The 24,703-nt window shown below is 47.8% G+C and carries 22 protein-coding genes; 11 read left to right on the top strand and 11 right to left on the bottom strand.

Features of this window, described 5'->3' with window-relative positions; translation table 11 throughout:
• Nucleotides 1-110: 110 nt before the first annotated feature.
• Complete coding sequence (locus tag FSB75_RS14765; protein WP_146789060.1) at nucleotides 111-1,415, top strand: hypothetical protein; 1,305 nt, start codon at nucleotides 111-113, stop codon at nucleotides 1,413-1,415.
• 98 nt (nucleotides 1,416-1,513) lie between these two features.
• On the opposite strand, the gene FSB75_RS14760 is transcribed toward FSB75_RS14765, so the two are convergent.
• The gene (locus FSB75_RS14760; protein WP_172623159.1) at nucleotides 1,514-2,527 is read right to left on the bottom strand and encodes an LLM class flavin-dependent oxidoreductase; all 1,014 of its coding nucleotides are present in this window, start codon (nucleotides 2,525-2,527) and stop codon (nucleotides 1,514-1,516) included.
• 275 nt (nucleotides 2,528-2,802) lie between these two features.
• Between FSB75_RS14760 and FSB75_RS14755 the strand changes: the two genes are divergently transcribed.
• On the top strand, nucleotides 2,803-3,186 hold the full coding sequence (locus FSB75_RS14755) for a hypothetical protein (protein ID WP_146789058.1): 384 nt from the start codon (nucleotides 2,803-2,805) through the stop codon (nucleotides 3,184-3,186).
• A 137-nt stretch (nucleotides 3,187-3,323) separates the two neighbouring features.
• On the opposite strand, the gene FSB75_RS14750 is transcribed toward FSB75_RS14755, so the two are convergent.
• Nucleotides 3,324-3,536, bottom strand: coding sequence for a hypothetical protein (locus FSB75_RS14750; RefSeq protein WP_146789056.1), 213 nt, complete (start codon nucleotides 3,534-3,536; stop codon nucleotides 3,324-3,326).
• Nucleotides 3,537-3,587: 51 nt separating this feature from the next.
• On the opposite strand from FSB75_RS14750, the gene FSB75_RS14745 reads away from it, so the two are divergent.
• On the top strand, nucleotides 3,588-3,893 hold the full coding sequence (locus tag FSB75_RS14745; protein WP_146789054.1) for a hypothetical protein: 306 nt from the start codon (nucleotides 3,588-3,590) through the stop codon (nucleotides 3,891-3,893).
• A gap of 72 nt (nucleotides 3,894-3,965) precedes the next feature.
• Nucleotides 3,966-4,487, top strand: coding sequence for a GNAT family N-acetyltransferase (locus FSB75_RS14740; protein ID WP_172623158.1), 522 nt, complete (start codon nucleotides 3,966-3,968; stop codon nucleotides 4,485-4,487).
• A 73-nt stretch (nucleotides 4,488-4,560) separates the two neighbouring features.
• On the opposite strand, the gene FSB75_RS14735 is transcribed toward FSB75_RS14740, so the two are convergent.
• The 6 genes from FSB75_RS14735 to FSB75_RS14710 form a co-directional block, all read right to left on the bottom strand.
• Nucleotides 4,561-4,821: a hypothetical protein gene (locus tag FSB75_RS14735; RefSeq protein WP_146789050.1), complete on the bottom strand. Its 261-nt coding sequence runs from the start codon at nucleotides 4,819-4,821 to the stop codon at nucleotides 4,561-4,563.
• Nucleotides 4,822-4,983: 162 nt separating this feature from the next.
• The gene (locus FSB75_RS14730; RefSeq protein ID WP_146789048.1) at nucleotides 4,984-6,051 is read right to left on the bottom strand and encodes a sensor histidine kinase; all 1,068 of its coding nucleotides are present in this window, start codon (nucleotides 6,049-6,051) and stop codon (nucleotides 4,984-4,986) included.
• 435 nt (nucleotides 6,052-6,486) lie between these two features.
• On the bottom strand, nucleotides 6,487-7,491 hold the full coding sequence (locus FSB75_RS14725; RefSeq protein WP_146789045.1) for a retron St85 family RNA-directed DNA polymerase: 1,005 nt from the start codon (nucleotides 7,489-7,491) through the stop codon (nucleotides 6,487-6,489).
• A gap of 160 nt (nucleotides 7,492-7,651) precedes the next feature.
• Nucleotides 7,652-8,548: a retron St85 family effector protein gene (locus FSB75_RS14720; RefSeq protein ID WP_146789043.1), complete on the bottom strand. Its 897-nt coding sequence runs from the start codon at nucleotides 8,546-8,548 to the stop codon at nucleotides 7,652-7,654.
• Between the two features lie 185 nt (nucleotides 8,549-8,733).
• A complete protein-coding gene (locus FSB75_RS14715; protein ID WP_146789041.1) occupies nucleotides 8,734-9,693 on the bottom strand; it encodes a ligand-gated ion channel in 960 nt (319 codons plus the stop codon).
• Between the two features lie 314 nt (nucleotides 9,694-10,007).
• Nucleotides 10,008-11,444 carry an aminotransferase-like domain-containing protein gene (locus tag FSB75_RS14710; protein ID WP_146789039.1) on the bottom strand — a complete coding sequence of 479 codons (1,437 nt, stop codon included), beginning with the start codon at nucleotides 11,442-11,444 and terminating at the stop codon, nucleotides 10,008-10,010.
• Between the two features lie 312 nt (nucleotides 11,445-11,756).
• Here FSB75_RS14710 and FSB75_RS14705 point away from each other — a divergent pair, with 312 nt between their 5' ends.
• The 3 genes from FSB75_RS14705 to FSB75_RS14695 are packed head-to-tail and all read left to right on the top strand — an operon-like array spanning nucleotide 11,757 to nucleotide 14,209.
• Nucleotides 11,757-12,662, top strand: coding sequence for a DMT family transporter (locus FSB75_RS14705; protein WP_146789037.1), 906 nt, complete (start codon nucleotides 11,757-11,759; stop codon nucleotides 12,660-12,662).
• Nucleotides 12,649-13,134: a GNAT family N-acetyltransferase gene (locus FSB75_RS14700; RefSeq protein WP_146789035.1), complete on the top strand. Its 486-nt coding sequence runs from the start codon at nucleotides 12,649-12,651 to the stop codon at nucleotides 13,132-13,134. The genes FSB75_RS14705 and FSB75_RS14700 overlap by 14 nt, the downstream gene beginning before the upstream one ends.
• Nucleotides 13,135-13,144: 10 nt before the next feature.
• Nucleotides 13,145-14,209 (top strand): branched-chain amino acid aminotransferase, encoded by a 1,065-nt coding sequence (locus FSB75_RS14695; RefSeq protein ID WP_146789033.1) that lies wholly within the window; start codon nucleotides 13,145-13,147, stop codon nucleotides 14,207-14,209.
• Between the two features lie 84 nt (nucleotides 14,210-14,293).
• On the opposite strand, the gene FSB75_RS14690 is transcribed toward FSB75_RS14695, so the two are convergent.
• Together FSB75_RS14690 and FSB75_RS14685 are read right to left on the bottom strand one after the other, a co-directional pair.
• Nucleotides 14,294-14,635 (bottom strand): cytochrome c, encoded by a 342-nt coding sequence (locus FSB75_RS14690; RefSeq protein WP_146789031.1) that lies wholly within the window; start codon nucleotides 14,633-14,635, stop codon nucleotides 14,294-14,296.
• Between the two features lie 102 nt (nucleotides 14,636-14,737).
• Nucleotides 14,738-15,115: a hypothetical protein gene (locus FSB75_RS14685; protein ID WP_146789029.1), complete on the bottom strand. Its 378-nt coding sequence runs from the start codon at nucleotides 15,113-15,115 to the stop codon at nucleotides 14,738-14,740.
• 790 nt (nucleotides 15,116-15,905) lie between these two features.
• Between FSB75_RS14685 and FSB75_RS14680 the strand changes: the two genes are divergently transcribed.
• The 4 genes from FSB75_RS14680 to FSB75_RS14665 all read left to right on the top strand — a co-directional run bounded on the left by FSB75_RS14680 (nucleotide 15,906) and on the right by FSB75_RS14665 (nucleotide 20,828).
• Complete coding sequence (locus tag FSB75_RS14680; protein ID WP_146789027.1) at nucleotides 15,906-16,847, top strand: c-type cytochrome; 942 nt, start codon at nucleotides 15,906-15,908, stop codon at nucleotides 16,845-16,847.
• 155 nt (nucleotides 16,848-17,002) lie between these two features.
• Nucleotides 17,003-17,623 (top strand): (2Fe-2S)-binding protein, encoded by a 621-nt coding sequence (locus tag FSB75_RS14675; RefSeq protein WP_146789025.1) that lies wholly within the window; start codon nucleotides 17,003-17,005, stop codon nucleotides 17,621-17,623.
• Entirely contained in the window at nucleotides 17,620-18,606 is a 987-nt protein-coding gene (locus FSB75_RS14670) for an FAD binding domain-containing protein (RefSeq protein ID WP_146789023.1), read from the top strand. The genes FSB75_RS14675 and FSB75_RS14670 overlap by 4 nt, the downstream gene beginning before the upstream one ends.
• Before the next feature lie 5 nt (nucleotides 18,607-18,611).
• A complete protein-coding gene (locus tag FSB75_RS14665) occupies nucleotides 18,612-20,828 on the top strand; it encodes a xanthine dehydrogenase family protein molybdopterin-binding subunit (protein ID WP_146789021.1) in 2,217 nt (738 codons plus the stop codon).
• A gap of 55 nt (nucleotides 20,829-20,883) precedes the next feature.
• Here the strand turns inward: FSB75_RS14665 and FSB75_RS14660 are convergent, their stop codons facing one another.
• Nucleotides 20,884-24,669 carry a DUF7948 domain-containing protein gene (locus tag FSB75_RS14660; protein WP_146789019.1) on the bottom strand — a complete coding sequence of 1,262 codons (3,786 nt, stop codon included), beginning with the start codon at nucleotides 24,667-24,669 and terminating at the stop codon, nucleotides 20,884-20,886.
• Nucleotides 24,670-24,703 lie beyond the last annotated feature (34 nt).

The following is a 24,703-nucleotide window of genomic DNA, read 5'->3' as shown; positions in this document are numbered from 1 at the left end:
TTAGAAGACTGCAAACTTGCGGGCATAAAACACCCGTTTGTGCGGTTGTTCGGTTTGGTCTATTAAGAGAGTTTTGTGGCTCAAACTTTACCCCAAAAAACAACAATCCCATGCAACTGCGAAACCTTTGCTTCCTGCTTCTGCTTACTGCTTTTTGTCAATGCAAAAAAGGTGATACCGAAAAGCCTGGTATCACGGCTGCCGAACAGGTCAAACGCGATCACGGTCAGCTCACAGGCGCGTCCGTTAAGCAAAGCATTGGTGTGGCCGGCGGAAGCCTCACATCTGCCGATGGCGGGCTCACACTTTCTGTTCCTGCCGGTGCGGTAGATGCCGCAACGGAATTCAGCATTCAATCTGTAGAAAACATGCTGCAAACAAAAGGCAAAGCTTACCGCCTTTTGCCCGAAGGCACAAAATTTAAAAAGCCCGTGACGCTTGTTTATTCTTATGCCGGCGCCGGTGTGCGGGCCGAAGAAGCGGCTTATCTTTTTCTTGTCTATCAGGATGCGGCGGGTTATTATTTTCAACCCAAAAATCTTCAACACAACGCGGCCGCAAAAACTCTTTCTGTGCAAACAACGCATTTCAGCGACTGGACTTTTACAACCCGTGTAGAACTGGAGGTTTCGGGTAACGTAAACAACGGCACGGTGGAACTGCACAAAAGCGAAAGCGCATCGTTCAGCCTTGTAAAATATCTTACCGGCGAAAGTACCGATGCCTACAAAGACGAAGTGCCTGTGCTGGAAGACAAAGATTTTGCCACGAGGGCAAAAATTAATTGGAGCAAAAGTTCGGCTTCGGGTACGCTGCTGCCGCTGGGGGCCAACGCGGTTTATGCCGCACCGGCTTCGATTCCGCAAGCGGAAAGCCTGGTGGTAACAGCGACAGTTGACGACAGCAATTTGGGCACCGACAATCTTGGCCAGCCCATCCGGCAAATGACGCTTGTGCAACCCGTTCAGTTGCTGCCCGATTCTCCTTCGGCCAACGAAAGTTTTTTTGAACTAAAGGAAGACGGCAACACTTATCGCATTACCAATCCGCGTTTTTTTCTTGCCGGTGGCATTTTGTCTGTGATCGGCGATTTTCCCGGCCGTTCCATTGAGTTGTCGGTGTGGGGCGGCGGCGTAGGAAGTTATGCTTACGGCGAACCGGGTGCTACGGGCAAAGCCTCGATTAATTATACAATCAGCGGCGTGGCGCCTTTTGTTCATTTTCACGTTGACAATTGCAGTCAGCCCAAAGAAATAAAATACGCACAGGGACAATTTACCATTTCAAGAATTGCCGCTGCAATCGGCGATTACACAGAAGGAAGTTTTACAGGCGAAGTTTTTCATGCGGATTGGTGCAACAGCCAACAGCAAAAGACTGTATCAGGAACGTTCAAGATCCGTAAGAATTATTGATTGTTGGTTTGGTGTGCAGCGTCCGGCGAAAGCCGGACGTTTTTGTTGAAGACAAAGGAGTACACGTTCACCCGTTGAAGTTCAAAGGCACTGTTGCGTCAACGATTCGTTTGGCGGTTGAACAGCGGTGCAATTAGCCTGTAGGATTTCTTCTTTGCTTCCAGGTCATAAATGTGCGAAGCAATCATAATCTCGTTCACGTTCGTGTTATCCAAAAACGATTGCAAGCTTTTCTGCACCGTATCTACGCTGCCAATGAAAGAATATTTCATCATTTGTTGCAACGTCAGTCGTTCGGCTTCGTTCCAGTCGAGCAAGGCTTCGTCAACCGGCGGTTGAAGTGGTTTGCGGTTGTTGCGAATGAGTCCCAGGAATACTTGATAAAATGACGTGGCGAGATGCCTTGCTTCTTCATCCGTACCGGCGGCAGTCACATTAATGCAAGCCATTGCGTAAGGCTGCGGCAGGTATTGCGAAGGCTGAAAATTTTGTTTGCAAAGTTTTAAGGCTTCTTCTAAATACGTTGGCGCAAAATGCGCCGCAAAAGCAAAGGGCAAGCCCAGGTGTGCTGCCAGTTGTGCGCTGTAGGTGCTTGAACCCAGCAACCACACCGGCACGTCGCTGCCTTCGCCCGGAATGGCGCGAACCCTTGCGGCTTCGTCACGCGGGCCGAGATAGGTTATCAACTCCATTACATCGGACGGAAAATTATCGGCGCTTTGCAGGTTGCGTCGCAGCGCCATTGCGGTTAATCCATCGGTGCCCGGCGCACGGCCCAGGCCAAGATCAATGCGGTGCGGATAAAGCGCTTCCAGCGTTCCAAACTGTTCGGCAATCACCAGCGGCGCATGGTTGGGCAGCATGATGCCACCGGCGCCTACGCGAATAATTTTTGTACCACCGGCAACATAACCAATCAGCACAGAAGTTGCCGCACTGGCCACGCTTTCCATGTTGTGGTGCTCGGCAAACCAGTAGCGGAGAAAGCCGAGGCCTTCGGCTTCCTGCGCTAATTCCAAACTGCGTTTGAAAGCGTCGGCGGGTGTTTGTCCCTGCGTGATGGTGGCAAGGTCGAGAACAGAAACAGGAATATCAGAAAGGCGTTTTTGCATAATGATTCTTTGTTGCAAAAGTGATGCAGGAACGGCGCAGCGGTTTTTTATTCTTTCAAACTGCGCTTAAAACGAAACCGCATTTACCAACGGCGAGCCGTAAACAACGCAGCTAAAAAGGGTGCAAATCCTGCGGTGACGTCTTCGCCGAAAGCCCTGTCTAATCTCTTGCGACGAAAGGGCAAAATCCATCTACGTGTGCCGGTTGATGTGTTTAAACAGCGAAGGCCGAACGCCTTCTTATATACATTCCATTACGCTTTAAAAACACAATCATGAAAAAGCTTTTTACACTCTTGCTCACAGTTGGTTCTTTTACCGCCGTGTTTGCGCAAGGCGGTCATAACAACGACAGGGACAACAACGGTTACAGTCAGCGCAACAACGACGTGGTGATGAACAACGATCACGGACGGAATTACGGCGGCGCTCCCGTTTACAATTATCCTTCGAATCGCGGCACGGAGGACAGGGATCATTACCAGGACATGGACCGAAGGAACAACGACTACGACCAGAGAGGAAATGATTACGGTTACGGCAGGCCTGCGCCGGTTTACGACCGCGACCGCCGAGACAACAACGGTTCCTTTGCAACAGGTGCCGTCGTTGGCGGCATAGCCGGCGTGTTGTTGGGTGTTTTGATTTCGCACCGCTAATGATGTGTCAAGGTTTGGTAAGCCCGTTTTGCGGGGCTTTTCTTTTGCCCGCTGTTGTGCGATAAAAACAAAAGCCGTCGGAAACGGCTTTTGTTTTTGCGTTGTTTGCTTAACCGGTAAGCGAACTTGCGCGGCGGCTATTCTTCCGCACGGCCGCCCGATGCTTCTTTGCGTCCCTGGTTGGAAGAGCGGCTCGTGTCGCCGCGATGGGTTTTGGGTTTGTCGGTGTCGTGCTTTACGTCCGAACGTTCGGGATTGGGCTTTGGCGAATCCCTCTTTTTGTTCACGTCTTCTTTATGACCGGTGCCGCCCTTGTTGTCGCCGGCCTTTCGGTTTGCGCTGTTGGGCATAGAAAAAGTTTTAGAAAGAAGCCATTGAAAAAAAGATGCCAGCAAGAAAGGATGAGGTTTGAAAGAGATAACTTCCGTTTTATAAAAAGAGCTTACAAGCTTTATTTTCTTCTGCAAGGATTCCAGATCGTTCTTGTTTTTGTTTGCGGCCCGCATTCCTGCGAGTGGGGCAACGCGGTTTATTTTTCTTTTGGCGTGGCGGCTTTGACCCTTTCTTTTTTGCTTCCACTTTTGCAAAAAGATTGGCCGCGGCGGAAACGAATTCTTTTCGGTTTTCTTTTTCTTTTGGGTTCGGTTGTTTTGTGGTGCGCCGGTTTTCTGTTGGGTGAGTTTCGCATTGTGTGCCGTTTGTTTTGAGCCAACGGCGAAAGCACCGATACGAACGACGAACGGTTCGGTGGACAAATGGCCACCGGTTATTTTTGCCGGATGAGCCTTCTTCGCCGTTTAACGGTTGCCGATGCCGAACTGCTTTCAGAAATTGGTGGAATTACTTTGATTGAATCGCACGGGCACAGTGCGCCGGCAGAGGTTATGCAGGCTTATAAAGAAAAAGCTTTTAGCCTGGAAACCTGCCGTGCGGAACTGGCCGATGGAGGCAACGTTTTTTATGGCGCTTTTTATAACGGCCAGGCTGCGGGTTATTCCAAAATCATCTTTAACGAACCGCATCCGGCGGTGCAATTACAGCCGGTAACCAAACTGGAACGTCTCTATTTGCTGAGCGATTATTACGACAAAAAACTCGGACACCGCTTGCTGGAAAAAGCCGTGGCCTTATCGAAGGCACAGGGCGATAAAGGCATGTGGCTCGACGTATGGAAGAAGAACGAAAGGGCTGTTCGCTTTTACGAAAAACAGGGATTTGAGACCGTGGGCGAAAGCGCCTTTGTGCTAACGGAAACGCACAGCAACCCAATTTGGGTGATGGTGTTGAAGTATTTGGATTGAGGAAGCGGCTGCCAAATTTCGTTTGACAGGTTTTTGCATTGCGCAGAATCGTTACAGCGTTTGACTTTATAGGTCAGGAACCGTGCAGCGCTTCTTCCACTATCTCTTCGCCCTTCAGTTGGTGAAGGATGCGTTCTTCCATGTTGTCGAGCACTTGCACAAAGCCTTGGTACATGGCTTCTTTTTCGGTGGCATTCGGAAGAAGCGTGTGGAGAAGAATGAGCGAAATGTTTTCCAGGTAACGACGGCCGCCGGGGCGGCGAAAGAAGCTTTCGGCAAAGCGGGTATCGCCTTTGGAAAGGGTGCGGATGGCGTCGTGGAGGTGTTCGTTCATGAGGGCAAAGGTGAAGGGAGAGTGAAGAAAAGAAAAGTTAGGGTTTGCGTAATGGAGTTGCCAACGCAGGCCCGCGCCAAAAAATCAAAGAATCGATTAACGGTGAAAAGAGCGCAAACAGGAAAGAGTTGTCCGACGCATCGGCGAAAGCCCGGCTTAATTTCAAGCGTCGCTATACCGGTGTTCTTTGCTGTTGTGATGATCGCTAAACAAAGAGGCAGAGGCAATCGCCAATTCTACGGTTGTTCCTTCCTTGTTGCTGGTAATTGACAAGTGGCCGTTGATAGACAAGGCCCGGCCACGCATGTTGGCAAGCCCGGTAGCCGGCGCCGTGGCTTGCAGATCAAAGCCCTTGCCGTTGTCGGCAATGGAAAGCTGCAGGCAACGACTTCCGTCGTGCTTAAGGCAGACGGTAACAAGGCTTGCCTCTGCGTGCTGCATGATGTTCAGCAAGGCTTCCTGGCAAACCCGGTAGATGTCCAGCTTTATTTCGTAAGAAAGAACGGTTTCGCTAAAGCTGCTTTTGTACCGGCAGCGAATACCGGTGAGGGCTGAAAACTCCGTGCACAGCGATTCCAGCGCATCGTCGAGGCCAAGGTCGGCGATATTTGCGTGGCCAAAGGAATAGGCTATTCGACGGATGTTGTTGACCAGCCGGTTGGTGGTTTGGGAAAGCTTTTCCAGCCGTCCAGCCAACAAAGGCGATAGCGCCTGTGCCGAAAGCCATTCCGTTTCCATTTTTACGGCCGTTGCCAGTTGCGCCAGGTCCTCGTGAAGACCCGTTGCCATCTGCTCACGGTCGTTTTCGATGTGGTTTTTAAAATGCGTGGCAAGCTGCCGGAACCGTGCGTAGTTTTCCTGTAGTTCCCGTTCCTTTTGCTTGTGCACCGTAATGTCTTTTGCAATGGCAAATACAATTTCCTTCGCGGGCAGGTAGATTGACGTCCATTCGAGCCAGACGGTTTCGCAGCCTTTGGTGAGGTAGCGATTTTGAAAATTGAGCAAGGGGTGATTGTTCAGCAGCTTGGCCCTTTTGCCGGCCGTCAGTTCCCTGTCGTCGGGGTGGATAAAAGTGGAAACGGGAACGGCCTTCAGTTCTGCTTCCGTGTAACCCAGTTTTTGCGAAACGGCAGGATTGATCTTTAGGAAGTATCCTTCTTTGTTCACGATGCAAACAAGATCAGGCGTCATTTCAAACAATGCGAACATCCTGATTTCTTCGTCTTGCATAGTGTACACGATTTGGTTCCTAAAATACTTTCCGAAACGCTCAGGCAAAAGGCAGGCGATGAACTAATCGATTGAAGAAGGATAATGCACGGCAAAACGGCCCGTCGTTATGTTGAACGGATACCTAAATGAGCGAAATGTTTTCCAAGTAATGCGAGCCACCGGACGGCGAAAGAAGCTTTTCAACAAAGGCTATATCACTTTTGGAGAATGCGGATGGCGTCTTTGAGGTGTTCGTTCATGACGGTCAAGGTTGAGGAAGAGTGGAGAAAAGAAAAGTTAGGGGTTTCATGACTGAACAGTTCTGCCTCAAGGTATCAAGCTACTAATCAAACAGGTTAAAGAATAATCTATTTACATAGCAAGATCTATTAAACCTTATCAATTTTATTGACCTTTAAAGGTCAATAAAATTGATAGGACTTTTAGTGTTTATCATTCAACAGCTGTGATCACAGTTGCGACTTCAAGAATTAATGGCGGAAGTATGATTTGGCTAATAAGAGTAGCTGGATATTTTTCCTTCAAACTCCTAATGTAATCTGCAGCCTTCTTGTATCTCAATTTATCTACATTTTTTAAATATGCTAACCAGCCCTGTACTTCATTAATCAAGTCAAAATTCTTTTGCTCACGGTTAAGGGTAAGATGATGAATTTTTGCCCTGACCTTTAAATAGACTTGTCTGCCTATGCCAAAACTTTCATTAGTTATAATTAAACCCGTAACCTTTCTCGCTCTCGCTGATCCCGCAATTCTGGTTTTAGATGGATTTATATGAAGTTTCTCATCCTCGATTATTGAAGTAATTGTTGAAATACGTTTTATTAATTTTTGTGGGTTTGTTGTAGAAAAAGTCAAATCATCTGCATAACGTGTATAAGTTATCCCACGTCTTCCAACATATCCTTGAATCCTAACATCTAAAGTCCAAGCACTTAGATTAGCCAACTTCGGCGAACATGGCCCACCTTGCGGTAGTGCACCATTACAAGTGCACAAATTCGTAAAAATGGTGGACATAAACTTATTGTATCCAATAGCCTTGAAAATATTATAGACTTTGTCTCTTCTAATGCTCGGAAAAAAATCTTTTATGTCAATGGTGAGTACTACGCTAGAATGCTTATGAGGATCAACATTATCTATTATAGATGTTCCTTTAGAAAAACCTTTACAAGAATTCGAGACGCAAAGTTTATCAAGTATATTATTTAGAATCCATGATTGAATCCCTTTCAGTTTTCTGCAAGGCTGACTTATTAGCCTTGGTTTGCCACTTTTTTTAGGGATGTAATAGTGTTTATAGTATTTATCCGAGTATTTCGAAAGCTGAAATAAAGTATAGTTAGAGATATGAGTAAGTCTAGAAAAGTCATTTAAATTTTCCATTACAGGCAACCCAGCCATACTAAGTTTAAACTTATCCGACTTGCTCATATAAATAAAGGTCCGGGAAGATTTTTACTACTTTACATTTGAACGAAGTTTTGATATAAACCAACTGGATTTGTATCAAAAATTCGTGATTATAATGGTTAGTTTTAAACTCGAATGCTGGAACAACATTCACTCACCGAAGTGTCTAAAAATACGTTCCCTAGACCTTTAATTTTTTATTCCTATAATTTAAGTTCATTATCTCAAGCCTTAAGTTATCTAATGCAATTGTCTCATTGTGCGTTTTTATTCTGTCTTTCGTTTTACGAAGATTTATAAATTTTTCCAATCCTGATACTGTTAACTTATAGCCATTTGGCGTCAACTCAATAAGCTTCTTTTTACTTAAAATTGTCAGGGCTATCGTGGTTGCTTGTACAGAGTTCACTTTATCATCATTCGCTTTTGAAACAAAGTCGATGAGCCTTTCCTTAGTAATAATATCGAATAAATATATGATGGGTAAGAGAAAATGCTCTAAATGAAGTAGGTTGATTTTGTCCTCTATTTTGGTACTAGTCAACTTAATCCTTTTAATAGCAGATTTTATCTCTTTAAAAGATTTGCTTAAGGAACTATAGTCTAAATATATGACCGAGTTTTTATTTGCTTTTTTAACAAGTTTGATCGGACCTTGATTTATAAAGCTTTTGTCTTTTTTATATTTCTCATCTACTAGGCAAATTATCTTGCTCCGAAGGCTTTCAGTATTAGCAAAAGCTCCTAATTCAGCAAATGAACCCGGACTCTCTGGTACTATTAAAATTACATCAACACTTTCGGCAAGTAAATTTTCTAAAGAAAGTAAATCCTTCCCTTGCGGATTATATAGCAGTTCATCAAAAATATCTTCCGGATAAATAACATCATATTCCATGATACTCCACCAGTCAGAGAAAGCATTAGCCACTTCAGTTCTGACATTAGCTTTATCTAATGCTCCACCGCATAAGAATATGGTGGTTTTATAAGCATTAACTGGCTTGAAAAAGTCTTTCTTGATTTTTGATATTATTTTTTCAACATCGTCATCTAGTATTTTTTCTTTCCTAGTCAAACAGAAATATTTTGGGGTAAGCATAAATCCAATGCTGTGTAAATTATTGATTTGTTCGTTTGAGCAGCTATAAATCTATTGACCTTGCTGAAAATTGTTGAGCAGTCTTACCAAGCGCACAAGAGTGCGACGCAACGGAAGCTTCATAGTCGCACTGGCTTCTGGTTCATAAAAATTCTCTGCTTCTATCCCCTGCTTGCCTGCCAAATAAAATACCCGTTGGCCGCTAAGTAAACCACCAACACCACTTGCGCCGTGATCATGTCAAAGCGCCTGGCCTTGCGCAGTTCGTTGCGCTTTACCAACAGCAGCGAATAAGCCGTGGCCGTGATGATGAGAAAAATGGCAAAGAGCGTAAGACCGTGCAAGGTGTCCACCAGCGTGAAGGAAGTAGATTCAGGCAGCGAAGAATCAATAATGTATTTGTTGCCAATAACGGCAAAGAGCGAACCCACGCTAAGGCCAAACCGCGAGTCCATGCCGTCGGAATGAATGTAAAAGCAAACGTAGGCAATGAGAAAAGCGATGTACATGCCGAGGAACATTTTCCAGAACAATCCACCGGCATCTCTTGTAATGCTCATGCGCAGGCGAAAGGCGCTGTACTCGCTGTGCGGTTTGGCTAAGGTTTCGTCGCCAAAGCCGGTTTCGTAAACGCGGTTGCCGGTGCTTAACAAGCAGCTATCAATGTGCCAGCCGTTGAGGGCAAAGCGGGCATCGTAATGCGCTCCTACCGTGTCGGGCACAAAAACCAAGGCCTTTGAATCAAACTGCGAGTTCTCGATGGAGAAGCGCAGCGTTTGCCGGTCGAAGGGAAAGTTGCTGATCTTCCAGTTGTCTTTCATCACGCACTGCAGTTTCATTTGCACGTAGATTTCGGGCTTTGAACTGTCCACCACGGCAAAGGAGCGGTCCACCGTTTTGGCTTGCGGTATTTCGAGGTTTTGCAAAAAATTAAATTCTTTTTTCCTGTACTTCAGCCACAGCCAAAGGCTGATGGCGTATTCTTTTTGCTTAAAATCTATGTTGTGAATGCTGGTGACGTAAACGCCCACTTTCACGGTGTCGGGTTTGGGGCTTTGCGCACCTACCGTTGACGAAAGCAGAACGAAAGAAAGAAGAAGCAGCGATGTCAGGCCTTTCATGGTTTTTGTTTGGACGCGGCAAAATAAAGCATTCCGGGAAAGAAGAGGTTGAAATGTAAAATCTAAAATGATGAATTTAAAATGTAAAATAGAAAGACAATCGTAATAGAAAAGACTGTCAGGCTGAGCGAAGCCGGGCACTTAAGAGTCTCAATTCAAACAGCCTGCGCTGCGACCCTTCGATCCTTTGACAAGCTCAGGACAGGCTTGGCTCAGGGTGACAGCGCTGCGAGTGAGACTCTAGTAAAGCAACATTTGAAGAAAGCATCTGCGCATATCACGCAACCACAAACCACCAACGACAAACCACAAGCCTACTTCGTTGCTTTCTTCACCAAATCACCCAGCAACTTCAAGCCTACGTCAACGTCTTCGTTCCAGAGTTTGCCAAAGGAGATGCGCAAGCAGTTTTCATAATCGCACGAAGCCGAAAATATTTTTCCCGGCACAACGGCAATGCCTTGCTTCACCGCGTCGCTGCGCAGACGGAATACGTCCACGTTGCCGGGCAATTCTACCCACAACACGAAGCCGCCTTGCGGCCGCGAAATTTTCGTGTCAGGCGGAAAATGTTCGATGACGGAACCGCTGTAGCGCAGGCACTGCGTGTGCAGGGCTTTGCGCAAATTCTTTAAATGATATTCGTAACGGCCGTGCTGCAAAAAATGCGCAACGGCGGCCTGCGTCAGCGTGGGAGAACTGATGTTCTGAATACGCTTTAGTTGCGCCACTTCGGTAAAAAATTTTCCGGGCAACACCCAGCCAATGCGATAGCCCGGCGCCAGCGATTTGGAAAGCGAGGAGCAGTGCATCACCCATCCTTCCTTGTCGAAATGCTTGCAGGTTTTCGGACGGTTCTTTCCAAAATACAACTCGCCGTAAATGTCGTCTTCAATCAGCGGGATCTTGTGTTTGGTGATGAGCGAAACCAATGCTTTCTTGTTCGCGTCGGGCATGCAACTGCCCAAGGGATTGTTGAAATTGGGCACGCACAACACCGCTTTGATGCTGAATTTTTTTAGTGTTTTTTCGAGGCATTGCAGGTCGAGGCCCGAAACCGGGCAACTGGAAATTTCAACGGCTTTCAAACCCAAACTTTCGATGGCTTGATACACGCCAAAATAAGCGGGACATTCTACCGCCACGGTATCGCCGGGATTGGTGACGGCTTTCAAACAAGTGGTAATGGCTTCCAAACATCCGTTGGTTACAACAACTTCTTCGGGCTTTACTTTGCCGCCCCAGTTGAAGGCAAGTTTCGCAATCTGCTTGCGCAATTCGGGGTTGCCTTGCGTGTGTTCGTAACCAATGCCGTGGTCTTTGTGATGCCGCAGTGTGTGCACCACGGCCTTGTTTAATTTGCTTGTGGGCAGCAGGGAAAGATCGGGAACGGCGCGGGCAAAATTCCATTTGATGGCCGCGGCAATGTCGCTGTAAATGTCGGCGATAACGTCCTTTACGCTAACGGCGTGCCGGTGCGCATCGGGTTGCACCGATTTGGGCAGCGCCGGAAAACGTTTGTAATTAAACCGCACGTAATAGCCGCTTTTGGGCCGCGATTCAATCAGCCCCTTGCCTTCGAGATGATAATAAGCCTGAAAGGCCGTGCCCGTGCTGATGTTGTAGTCTTCAGCCAGTGTGCGCACGGAGGGCAACTTGTCGCCAATGCGGAGCACGTCGGTGTTGATGAGCGATTCAATGCCGTCGGCGATTTGGAGATACTTATGGTCGGGAAGCGTCGGCGTTTTCATTGTTTGTGGTTTGTAATTTGTGCTTTGTGGTTATGAGTGGTTGCTTGTTGTAAATTGTTACCGCTGCACGTATGTTAATTTCGTTGGGCGTGTCCCGTTGCCGTTGCCGGCGCACAACCCTTCGACAAGCTCAGGGTGACAAACGCACGACGGCAAAGGGCCGGGCTATCCGCTGCTACTCCGCCACAAGGCCCCTCGCAGGACCGTCAGCGGGGTATTCGCTTCTATCCCTCACGCAGCAATCTGATGCAGTCGAAAATAAAAAATCTGCATCTGTTCTAATTCAAATGTAAAAAAGAATTTTGTGCTGTTATGAAAAAGGAAACACGCAAGGCATACATCGCGTTGGCAATGGTCAGTTTCTTTTGGGGCACCACTTATCTCGCTTCAAAGATTAGTGCGCATTACATGCCCGGGCTTTTTGTAGCCGGCGTACGGCAGGCCGTAGCAGGACTCCTGATGGTTGGTTATTTTAAAGGCACCGGCTACGCATGGCCCGATAAAAAATCCTTGCTGAAGATTACCGTGCAGGCCGTGTTGCTCTTGTGCATCAGTCAAGGTTTGCTTACCTGGTCGCTTGAATTCATTGACAGCGGACTGGCCGCCATCATTGCCGGGCTCATGCCCCTGTTCGTTGCGCTGTTCAGCATTTTGCTCCTGCGCTTTGCCCGTTTCACAGCGCACATGATACTCGGTTTGCTGCTTGGCTTTGGCGGCATCGTTACCATTTTCTACGAACACTTCGCGCAACTTCTGAACAGCAAGTACGCCTTCGGCATCGGCCTGGCGTTGATCGCTACTACGTCGTGGTCCTTTGGTACCGTCTTCGCTTCGCGTTATAGACCTAAGACGGATATTCTTTTTTCCGTTGGCTTGCAAATGCTCATCTCCGGCATCATCGTGCTAAGCGTGTGTGGCTTTTCGGGCAAGTACGTAAACTTAATGGAAACCAACAGCAGTGCACTTTGGGGCTTGCTTTACCTGATCATCGTCGGGTCATTGTTAACCTATTCGGCTTACGTGTTTGCCGTAAGCAAACTGCCGCCAACGCAAGTCTCCATCTATGCGTATATCAATCCCATCGTCGCTATTTTTTTGGGCTGGCTGATCTTAAAAGAGCACATGAGTTTGAATGTTGTTACGGGAACGTTGATAACACTCGGCGGCGTGTATTTGGTAAACAAAGAATTTAAAAAGCAACAACGTGTCACCCGTTAAGATTATACCGTACAGAGCCGAACACGCTTATCATTTTGCAAGCCTGAACAAAGCTTGGATTGAAAAATATTTTGCGTTGGAAGAACTTGACAAATGGGTGTTGGAAAATCCGCACGAAGCCATACTTGCAAAAGGCGGTGCAATACTCATGGCAACTTACAACGACGTCGTTGCGGGTACGGTTGCCTTGATCAAGATAAGCGATGATGAATACGAGTTTGCCAAGATGGCCGTGGACGAAGCCTTTCAGCGCAAAGGCATTGGCGAAGCCTTGAGTTATGCGGCCCTTGAGAAGGCCAAAGAATTGGGCGCAAAGAAAGTATCGCTGTATTCGCAAACCACGCTGGCGCCGGCTATAAATCTTTACCGCAAGCTTGGTTTTGTAGAAGTGCCGATGGACAATCATTTGTACAAACGGGCGAATATTAAAATGGAAATCGAATTGGATAAAGTCTCTTCTGTTCACGCTTAAATCAAACAACATGGAAGCAATTTTCGACATCCCGGTAAAAGGGACAACGCATTCGGTTCTTCACGAAGTGGATTGGAAAAACCTACCCTTCGGCCGGTACGTTTCCGATCACATGTTCATTTGCCAGTACAAAAATGGCGAATGGCAAGACCCGCAAATCAAGCCCTTTCAAAACATCTCCGTTGCGCCCACGATGCTTGCGCTGCATTACGGCCAAAGCGTCTTTGAAGGCATGAAAGCCTTTCGCATGAAAGACGGCCGCATCAATATCTTTCGCATCGAAAAACATCACCAACGCATCAACGCATCGTTGGACAGAATGTGCATGCCGCCTATTCCGTATGAGCTTTTTGCAACGGCTTTACAGCAATTGGTAAGCGTGGACAAAGACTGGGTTCCCGAAGGCGAAGACGTGGCGCTTTACATTCGTCCGTTAGTATTTGCCAGCGAAGCAAAGTTTGGCGTGAAAGTTTCGGACGAATACACGCTCATCATCATGACCGGCCCTGTTTCTACGTTATATCAAAAACCAATTAAAGTAAAAGTGGAGCGTCATTACATCCGCGCGGCAAAAGGCGGCGTGGGTTATGCAAAGTGCGCAGGCAATTACGGCGGTGCGTTTTATGCAACGCAAAAAGCAAGGGAAGAAGGATTCGACAACGTGTTGTGGATGGATGCTTTTGAACACGAGTACATCGAAGAAAGCGGCACGATGAATTTACTTTTCGTGATAGATGAAAAACTCATTACGCCGCCGTTGAGCGATTCAATCCTGGACGGCATCACAAGAGATTCTTTGCTTACGATTGCCAAAGACTTGGGCATCGAAACCGAAGAAAGAAAAATCAGCATTAGTGAGATTGTAAAAGCGCTTGACGACGGCTGTTCGGTAGAAGCGTTCGGTGCCGGCACAGCGGCTGTAGTTGCTCCAATTAGTGTGATCGGAGTGGACGGCGAATTGTATCATTTGCCAACCTACACCAACGGTAGCGTTATGAATAAATTGAAAAAAGCATTGGAGGCCATTCGCAGCGGAAGAACTGAGGACAAGTATGGATGGAACTGTGTCGTTTAATAAATGTTGATTGTTGATCGTTGATGGTTGGCCGAAGAAAATATCGAATAACTAACAACGATCAACTGCCAACAGTTCTAGCGATTATTCTGCCAAGCCACTTTCCTTCCATCTTGCCAAAACGGCAATGGTTGTATCCGCCAGCTTTGGATGGCGCATGGGCATAAAGTCTTTTTCACCTGGATTTTTATTGACCCGTGTAAGCATGTCGTCAATGTTGGCCTTAGCCGCATCGTAAGAGTTCAGCGCTTTTGCACGTCCCTGGCCGGCAATGTGGCAAGGCGAACAATTGGCCTGAATAATGGGTTGAACATTGGCCGCATACGATACCTTGGCTACAGCGCCTTGCGCCTGTTTAGACGAATGACAAAACTGAAAAGCTGTTACCAGCAAAACAAAGAGAGAAAAGAGAATAACTTTTTTCATGCAGATAAAATTTGGAAGCCCTCAAGATAAGAAAGTTTGGTTCAGTTGCCGTCATGACGCAATGCACAACAGGTTAAGGATGGTTAAAAGATCAACGTCGAATCAGTCTGCCGCCTTTGCTGCTTCGGTTACCGCTTTTTCAAAATCGCTGACAAAGTTTTCAAACTCGGGCCAGGCCGTGCCGCCGGTTTCTTTCGCTTTGCGGTACACCGCGGCTTTTTCGTTTGCTTCGTGCAAGGCTGCTGCATAGTTTGTGTCCGTACTTTCATCCTTCATTTCTTGTTGCAGCTTTTTGTAAAGCGTTTCAAAATTGCTTTCGTTGCTGCGGTGCTCGCGCAGAAATGCGGCAACTTCTTCCAACCGGTTTTTGTCCATCGAAAATTTTACAAAATCTGCGTGAAAAACCGGGCCACCGTTTCCGGCATTTGCAACCTGCGTTTTCCGCAGCGTTAAGTCTCCCGGATGCTTCTGCGAATGCATTGCGTAAAAGCCCGTGAATGTTAAACTTTGTTGGATTCTCTTTTATTTTTTGGGAGTCGCTTGCAAAATCCGTTTTTGCCCTTTAGTTTAGCCTCGGTTTTTCATAGGATATTGGATTTTAAAACGGGGCAGGATTTCCATCCAGCCCTTTTTCTTTTTAAACCCGGATTGCACGGCTTTGAAAAAAATGGTCGGAAATTCTGGGGCAATCGTTCAGCAGAAAATTCTTTCTCTTGTTTGGTTTCCGTAGCTTTTCTATCGCCCAATGCGTAGGGTTTCTACGCAGCCTTCGTTAATCTACGAGCCGTTTCCGTAAAATTTAGGCTGTTTAAAATGGGCAGTTTCGCTCTTGATGAGCGTGGTGGGGCAAGCTACTTTTGCAGCAGAAGTTGATTGATTCACTGATCAATCCCATCCAAGTCCTAAAATACCGTCCAGTAAGTTTTTTAGAATCCGAAATCCAACCGAAAAACCAATTGAAATCCAGTATCAGTCAACTTCTTCTTTTCTCCCTTACGCATACCGAATCCAATCCTTGAAAAGCTCGTGTAAGCATCCAATTTATCCGTTAAGCCGTCCAATACCTGGAAAGCCAAAGGCGTCCATACTCCGGTGAAACAGCGAAAAAGAAAACAACAAACGCCTTCCATAATCATTATCCTCCTGCTGCGCGGGAGGATTTTTTTTGCGCGGAGTTTTGCAGTTCACACGGCCCGTTTCTCAATTCAGCCAATACGTAAAACAATCTCTGTTTTAGGCCGATAGTTTTGAGCACCAAAACCATCGGGCCATGATCATTAAAATTTTAAAATGGACAGGAATTGTTATCCTGCTGCTCCTTGCGGGCCTTGTAACAACCGCATTTCTTCGTCAACACGTAAAATACGAAGCGCCTTACCCGGCTGTGAAAGCTTCAACTGATTCAGCCGTAATCGCAAAAGGACGCCATCTTGTTTTAGGCCCCGCTCACTGCGTTGACTGCCACAGCACCGTAAAGAACGTTGACTCTTTATTAAAGCTTGAACAAGAGCCTTCGCTCAGCGGCGGCGTTCCGTTCAAACTTCCTTTCGGAACTTTTTATACCCGAAATCTTACGCCTGATTCCGTTACCGGCATTGGCCGTTATACCGATGGTGAAATTGCCCGTGTGCTGCGACACAGCGTAAAACCAAACGGCGAAGCGGTGCTGCCCTTCATGCCCTTTCAAAACATGAGTGATGACGATTTAACTGCGATCGTTTCTTACCTGCGTTCCACCAAGCCGGTACGCAATGCCGTGCCGGATCACGATTACAATTTTATGGGCAAGATGATCAAAGCATTTTTGATTAAACCACAAGGACCCACGGAGCGCATTAAAGAAGCAATCGCGCCGGATACGACCGCAGCTTACGGACGCCACCTGGTGATGGCCGTGGCCAACTGTAACGAATGCCACACCAAACGAGACGGCATCGGCAATTTTGTGGGTGCACCGCTGGCAGGCGGAAACAAGTTTGAAGAAAAAGGAGTGCCTACGCTAATCACGCCCAATCTCACACCCGATCCGGAAACCGGCCGCATCACGAACTGGACGCAGGAAATGTTCATCAAACGTTTTCGCATGGGCAAGCTGATTAAATACAGTCACATGCCCTGGGAATCGTTCGGCCGCATGAGTGACGATGAATTGAAAGCGATTTACAATTATCTTAAATCCTTGCCGCCCACGAAGATGCCGGAAGACAAATAAGACATTCGACACCGGCAAAAGAGATAAGAATGAGTTGATGAAAGATTTGCGGCCATTCAACATTCTTATCTCTTTCTTTATCCGTTTCAACAAGCCGGTTTCTTCAACGGAATAAATTCCTAACTTACTCGTTTGAAAAATAAACGCCCCTGTTTATGTTGAACGAGTCAGAAGAAAAATCCTCGCATTCACGGCGCTCTTTTTTAAAACGCACGACCGCAACAGCCGCTATTCTTGCCACGCCGCCGGTACTGGTAAAAGCAGCTGATAAAAAATTAGACGAAAAAGTTGCGCAACGTTTCGAACAAGTTCCGTTGCAACTTGAAGTCAACGGCAAGCCGTATTCTTTGCAAGTCGAACCAAGAGTTACGCTGCTTGATTTGCTGCGCGAACAATTGCATTTAACGGGTTCTAAAAAGGGCTGCGATCTTGGCCAATGCGGCGCCTGCACCGTTCATATTGATGGCAAACGTGTGCTGAGTTGTTTAAGTCTCGCGGTGATGCAGAGCGGAAAAAAAATCACCACCATCGAAGGCCTTGCAAATGGTGATAACCTGCACCCGATGCAGGAAGCCTTTATTAAGTACGACGGCTTTCAATGCGGCTATTGCACACCGGGACAAATCATGTCGGCCGTGGCTTGCATCAACGAAGGCCACGCAACCTCCGATGCCGAAATAAGAGAGTACATGAGCGGCAACATTTGTCGTTGCGGTGCTTATCCCAACATCGGTGCGGCTATTAAAGACGTGGCCGGAAGAGGAGGTGGACAATGATCAATTTTGATTACACAAAACCTTCAACGATACAAAACGCAATAGGCGTTTTAAACAAAGATGCGGGAGCGCAGTTCATTGCCGGCGGCAGCAACCTCGTTGACTTAATGAAGCGCGGTGTGATGACGCCGCAGAAAGTAGTGGACATTACCGGTCTTCCGTTGAAAGCAATTGAGCTGAGGGAAAACACCATTCAAATTGGTGCGCTTGCTTTGAATAGTGATGTAGCCGAAAACGATTTAATCAAAAAACACCTTCCGCTTTTATCGCAAGCCTTCAAGGCTGGCGCATCAGCGCAAATAAGAAACATGGCAACGGTGGGCGGCAACATGCTGCAACGAACCCGCTGCGGCTATTTTTACGACACGGCATTGCCCTGCAACAAACGCGAACCCGGCAGCGGCTGTGGTGCGTTGCAAGGTTACAACCGCATGCACGCCATCTTTGGTACGTCTGACAAATGCATTGCGGTTCATCCAAGCGATATGTGCATTGCATTAGCCGCATTGAACGCAACGGTTTTGGTAACGGGGCCGAAAGGTTCGCGAAGAATTCTGTTCACCGATTTTCATCGTTTACCGGGTACAACGCCACAGTTGGACAACAACCTGCAACGCGGCGAATTAATTACCGGCGTTGAACTGCCGTTGAACGCAGCGCTTGCACAGCACTCGCTCTACACAAAAATCCGCGACCGTGTTTCGTATGCCTTTGCCTTGGTATCGGTTGCTGTTGCATTAGATATGAAAGGAAAAACAATTCAATCCGCACGGATTGCGATGGGCGGCGTGGCGCACAAGCCCTGGCGGTTAACGGCAGCGGAAGATTTTTTGAAAGGCAAAGAAGCGACGTTGAATAATTTTCAGCAAGCGGCATCGCTGGCAATGAAAGACGCGAAAGGTTATGGCTATAACAATTTTAAATTGACGCTGGCGCCGAATACGATTGTGCAAACGTTAAAAACACTCGCTCAAATTTCCTGAGGCTTATGGACAAGTTTTTCTTCGATACATCAGCACCTTTCGCCGATATTGACCGCGTGGACGGCAAAGCCAAAGTCACCGGCACTGCAAAATATTCTGCCGAGTATGAACTTGCCGATTTGGTTTACGGCGTGTTGGCCACAAGCAATATCACCAAAGGAACCATCACGGCCATTGATACCAAAAGCGCAGAAAAGGCGCCCGGTGTGCTCGCTGTCATCACACACCTCAACGCACCGAAAGTGCCGGGCTACGACGAAGGGCAGAACCCAACCAAAGGACAAAACAACGGCAAGGGCTTACGAATTTTCAATGACAACATCATCTACTTCAACGGGCAACCCATAGCACTTGTAATTGCCGATACATTTGAAAGAGCCACGCATGCCGCCTCGTTAATTAAAGCGCAATACAACAAAGAAGCATCGCATACCGATTTAACGGAAGCTATCAAAAACGATAAGCCGATTGAAGGCGACCGTTATAAAGAAAATACCCGCGGAACAAAAGATGCGTGGAAATCCGCTCCGGTGCAAATAGACACGACGTACACAATGCCTATTCAGGTACACAACCCGATGGAACTGCACGCAACCACCGTACGTTGGGACGGCGATGATAAAGTAACGGTGTGGGACAAAACACAAGGCGTTGTAAGTACGCAGCGAAGCGTTGCCGAAGCTTTCAAAATCGACCCCAAAAATGTGCAGGTGAATGCTCAATTTGTTGGCGGCGGTTTTGGTTCGGCACTGCGCACCTGGCCGCACACGATTGCTGCCGCGATGGGTGCAAAAAAAGTTGGGAAGCCGCTGAAGCTTGTGCTCACGCGGCCGCAAATGTTTATGTTGGTGGGTTATCGTCCCGCGGCCATTCAACGCATGGCCATTGGCGCTGACAAAGACGGAAGGTTAATCGGCATGTTGCACGAAGCGTCGTCCATGACATCAACCTACGAAACCTTTAATGAAGGCGTTGTAGCCATGACGCGGCAGTTATACGATTGCAAGAATGTAAACACTAAATACAACATTTACCCGCTTGACGTAAGCACACCAACCTGGATGCGTGGCCCCGGCGAAGCCACGGGTTCTTTTCCACTTGAATGCGGTATGGACGAATTGAGTTATGCGTTGAACATTGATCCCATTGAATTGCGCAAACGCAACTATGCCGAAACCGATCCTGAAAACGGCAAGCCTTACAGTTCAAAATTTCTGCGCGAAGCGTATGACATGGGCGCAGAAAAATTTGGCTGGAAGAATCGCAAGCCACAACCAAGAAGCATGAATGAAGACGGTTGGTTAGTTGGCTATGGCATGAGCACCGGTTTGTTCGGCGCTTCCCGCGGCGAGGCGAAAGTAGCCGCGAAACTTTTGCCCGACGGTACACTTGTGCTGCAAAGCGCAGTAAGCGATAGCGGCCCAGGCACGGCTACGACCATGACCCAGATCGCGTCAAACCTGTTGGGCATTCCGCCGGCCAAAATAAAGTTCGAATTGGGCGATTCGTCTTTTCCGCCTGGACCTACGCAAGGCGGTAGCACAACAACTTCGACGCTTGGAACGACGGTGCACAACGCTTGTGAATCGTTAAAGAAAAAACTGGCGGGTCTTTTAAAAACACAAGAGAGCGAAGTGTTGCCGCAGGACGTGCAATTTGGGAACGGCGAGATGCGGTTGAAGAACGGGAACGTGATCACTTATGCTGATGCGATAAAAGCAGCCAATCTTCCGGCCATTGAAATCACAGAAGCATCGGGGCGCAATCCGGAGATGCAAAAGTATTCGGCTTATTCTTATTCGGTGCATTTTGTAAAAGTAAAAGTGCATCCGCTCACCGGCGTGGTGCGCATTGACAAAGTGGTGTCGGCTGCCGATGCGGGCACCATCATTTCGCCAAAAACCGCCGCCAGCCAAATGAAAGGCGGTGTTGTCGGCGGCATCGGCGGCGCGTTGATGGAAGAAGGCGTGATTGACCATCGTTACGGCCGTTGGGTGAACAACAACTTTGCCGATTACCACGTGCCCGTTCATGCCGACGTGCCGGATGTAGAAGTCGTGTTTGTCAACAAACCCGACCCAATACTAAATCCCAACGGCGCAAAAGGCATGGGCGAAATTGCGTTGATTGGTTTTGCGGCTGCGGTGGCAAACGCAGTGTATCATGCAACGGGCAAAAGAATAAGAGAGCTGCCGATAACGCCGGATAAAGTTCTTCTTTAATCCATTAAAAGGCCAGCTATCAGAGCTGGCCTTTTGCGTGCAGTATTTGAAAAGTTTACCGAAGCAAAAGCACCGTTCCTTTTCGTTCAAGCAACCTTCCCTGGTAGTCTGTGCCACTGGCTATCCACACAAAAACGGCGGAAGGTTGGATCGTTCCGTTGATTCTTCCGTCCCATCCCGCCGAAGCGTTGGACGTGTAAAAAACAAGCTGGCCCCAACGGTTGTAAACCGCAAAACGATTGAATTTTTTTATGCCGATAGGAATTGCTTTCAACACGTCGTTCTTTCCATCGCTGTTGGGCGAGAAAGCAGATGGAACGAGAATGTCGGCAAACCTGTACACAGTGATGCTGATGCTGTCGTCTGCTTCACAACCATCGGGAGCGACGGCGCTCACCTTGTACGTTTCATTCCGGTCAAAAAGAAATACGGGATTTTGAACAAAGGGGTTCGATAGCCCGGCAGAAGGCGACCACGACCATGTAAGGCCAGCGTTGTTGTTAAAGTCAACCGCCCCCAGTTGCAAGGGCTCGTTGTAAACGGCAACGGTATCGTTACCGGCAAAAATGTTCAGCGGATGCGTAACGGTGACGGTTACTTTTTGTGGGTTTACTGTTTTGCAATTGTTTGCACCAATAGCGTAGAGCTTGTAAACAACGGTCGCTGCAGGCTTCACCACAAGCGGATCGGCACTTGATGGGTCACTAAGATAAGTTGGTGGCGTCCACATGTAACTAATCCCGCCGGTGGCGTGTAACAACACAGACTTGCCAAAACAAATGCTGGTATCGGCAGCAAAGGGCCGTGGTGCCTGTTTAACAAAAACCGTCATCGAATCCACGGCTGTGCACGGGCCCGAAGTGGCCGTAACAATAAAATGCGTGTTGGCTAATGGAGATGCTTTGGGCTGCAGCAAACCAGCATTGGAAAGCGGGTTCGACGGAACCCACGAAAAGTTTTTTCCGTTGCTGGTGGCGGCCAACACCGCGCTGTCGCCTTCACAAATTGTAAGGTCGTTGCCTGCATCAATCACCAGGTTGTTTGTAAGCGGAACGGTGACTGCTTGCGAAAAAAGACACCCGTTGCCATCTTTCACGGTAACGGTATAATTTCCGTTTGAGAGATTGCTAAACTGCCCGTTGCCTTGGTAATTGCCTCCGTTTAATGCAAATTGGAAAGGTTGTACGCCGCCCGTGCCCGTCGCTAAAAGACTGCCGTCATTGTTGCTGCAGGATGCATTCGCAATAACGTACGTAAAACCAAGATTGTTGCTGTTAAGGCTTTGAACGGTTGCCGTTAGGTCGAAGGTTCCGTTGGACGCATCTTTTACGCTTACGGTATAAGTACCCGCCGGAAGATTGGAAAAAACATTGGCCGATTGAAAAGGACCACCGTTAAGCGAATAGGAATACGGCGGAACGCCGCCCGAGGCGGAAACGGTAAGATTTCCGTTGCGAAGACCGCAATTTTCATTCACGGCCGCTACGGACGCAGATACGCAATTAGTACCGGGCGGCAGGTTCACAAGGCCATTGCTTATGCAGCCGTTTGCATCGTTTACCGTAACGGTGTAAGTGGCGGGCGTGAGGTTTGAAAAAACGTTGCCGGTCTGGAAATGAACGCCGTCAATGCTATAATTGTACGGCTCTATACCATCGGAACTGTTGATGGTTAACGAACCGTTGGTGCCGCAAGCATCAGTTTTTGAAATGCTCAATTGCGGGCCGGTCATGATAAAATCTTTTTTTGTTTGCACACCCGAGCAACTCTGGTTGATAAGCGCCTTTACGGTATAGGACGTGCCCAACACAAGATTCGTAAACACTCCCGCGGTGTTGCTGTTGATTTGCGCACCGTTTTGATACAATACGTATGTAACAGTGGATCCGGAAGGCGGCACCGGGCTTAGTGTGGCAGTAACCGATAAGTTGTTACAGTTCTTTTCTATATGGAGTTCATAAGTAGCTTGTGCGCAGTAGGCTGAAACATCAAAGGAAGCCACAAAGCCTCTGCCACAGGCATACAACGTACGGCGGGCATCATCATAGGCCAGGTCGTAAACCGTGTTATAGCCCGTATATCCGGTAAGGGTAAGATCAGGCGCCGCGGCATCATCAAAAGTAGATCCGTTGAACTTGTAAACTTTAATCACACCGTGCTGGTCGCCAACGAACACGTTGCCGCATTCATCGGCAATAATGCCGCCTTGCCGAAGCACCGTATCGGCAGCAATGGTAAGCGCAGTTCCAACGGGATCGCCGGTTGCTTTGCTAAACGCCGTTAAAATTTTTCCGTTCCAGTAAAACAAATACGAACTGCTTACAGCGAGTGAGTTAATAGAGTTGTCGTTGCCCGCACCCAATGAAAGATAGGGCCGGTTGTTTCGTTCTGTTAAGACAGAAGACCCCGATGTTTTGCTCCAAAGCTTGTTGGCGACCGCATACGGCGCCGCATGTTTGTAGAGATCAACCGGCGCCACATGACCGTGCGCAAAAAGCGTGTACATCTCGTGGTTTCGTGGATCAATAACGGCATCGGCAATGTCCTGGCTGGAATTGGCTAATCCGGTGATGTTTTGTGTTGTGAGCGTAACGGAAGAAGGCGAAACAATGCCAAAATCAAGATTGGAACTTTGCCCGCCGCCGGCAATCAGTATTTGCGGATTTCCGCTGTTGCAATCCCATAACATTCGCCATCCTTCACTAAACTTAGTGTTGGCGGTTGTGACGTAATTGTCGTAGATGCCGGCAGTGGAAAGCCGCGCCACTCTTACTCCTGTCGTGTTCCATCCCTGACTGAGATAAGTCTGTCCTGAATTTTTATCCACGACGAAACCTCCGTAGTTCAATCCGAAACTCCAGTTGGCCGCAGCGGCAACGGGGCCGCCGTTGAATGTCCATTGCAATACGCCGACAGCGTTGTATTTGGCCAGCATATACATGGTTGCGTTGCCGCCACCGGACACGTAAATGTTGCCCTCGTAATCAAAGTCTATGTCTTTGGCAATGCCTGTGTTTGCTCCGGTAAGGGAAGCGGTGGTAGAAATAAAAGGATCAATCAACACCGCTCTTGTTTTGTCGTATCCGGACGGGAAATAGAATTGCACCGTATTGCCCGATAGCTTAAACGACACCGCTAATGTTTTCGACGGCTCATCGGCATAAAACGCTTTGGGTGCCGAAAGTGTGACCGTTTCCAACGGCGAGTGAACAAGAAGATTTCCCTTTTCAGTTTTACGTACCAAAACATTTTCTCCGCTGTAAGCCATTTGCACAGCGCCGACGTCGGCACCGGGCTGTATCAACAGCGTGAAAGCAATGCCGGGTTGCCGGCCTTCTTCAAAGGAATAACGCAAGTCAATACCGGGATAAAGATTCTTTTGGGCTAACTGCTTAAATCCTTTGGCCGGCCTTGATAACAGGCCGTAACTAAAGCGGTGAGAGACTTCACCCTCAGGCACAATTTGCGCAAATGCGCTGGCGCCAAGCCATTTCATCTTTACCGTTTTTTCAACTTTTTGCGCTTGCGGTTCATCGTCACTTTCGCGTTCGTTCCGTACTTCGCCTCTTGCCGTTTCGTACTTCCGTTGCACGTGCACCAAACCTGATTGGGTAAATAAAACGGGTGCGCTCATGCCCTCGTAACCAAAGAAAATTTTTCCGGTAGAGTAGGCTGTTGAAAAAGGATCGAACTGACCGGCGTTTGCGATGAACGTTTTACTCGTTCCGAAGAGATCTCCGTTTTTAGTTATAAAGCCGGTACTTGCAACGTGCTGAGACGGCACTTTCTGCGCCGATGCAAGAAAGGAGGCAAGGATTGAAAGAAGCAGTACGTGTTTCAATGCAGTAATCTTGGTTGACAACGGTAAAAAATAA

The sequence above is a fragment of the Flavisolibacter ginsenosidimutans genome (assembly GCF_007970805.1).
GTDB classification, from domain to species: Bacteria; Bacteroidota; Bacteroidia; order Chitinophagales; family Chitinophagaceae; genus Flavisolibacter; species Flavisolibacter ginsenosidimutans.
Note: the sequence above shows the minus strand (reverse complement) of the source record. Positions and strands in the feature narration are given on the sequence as shown.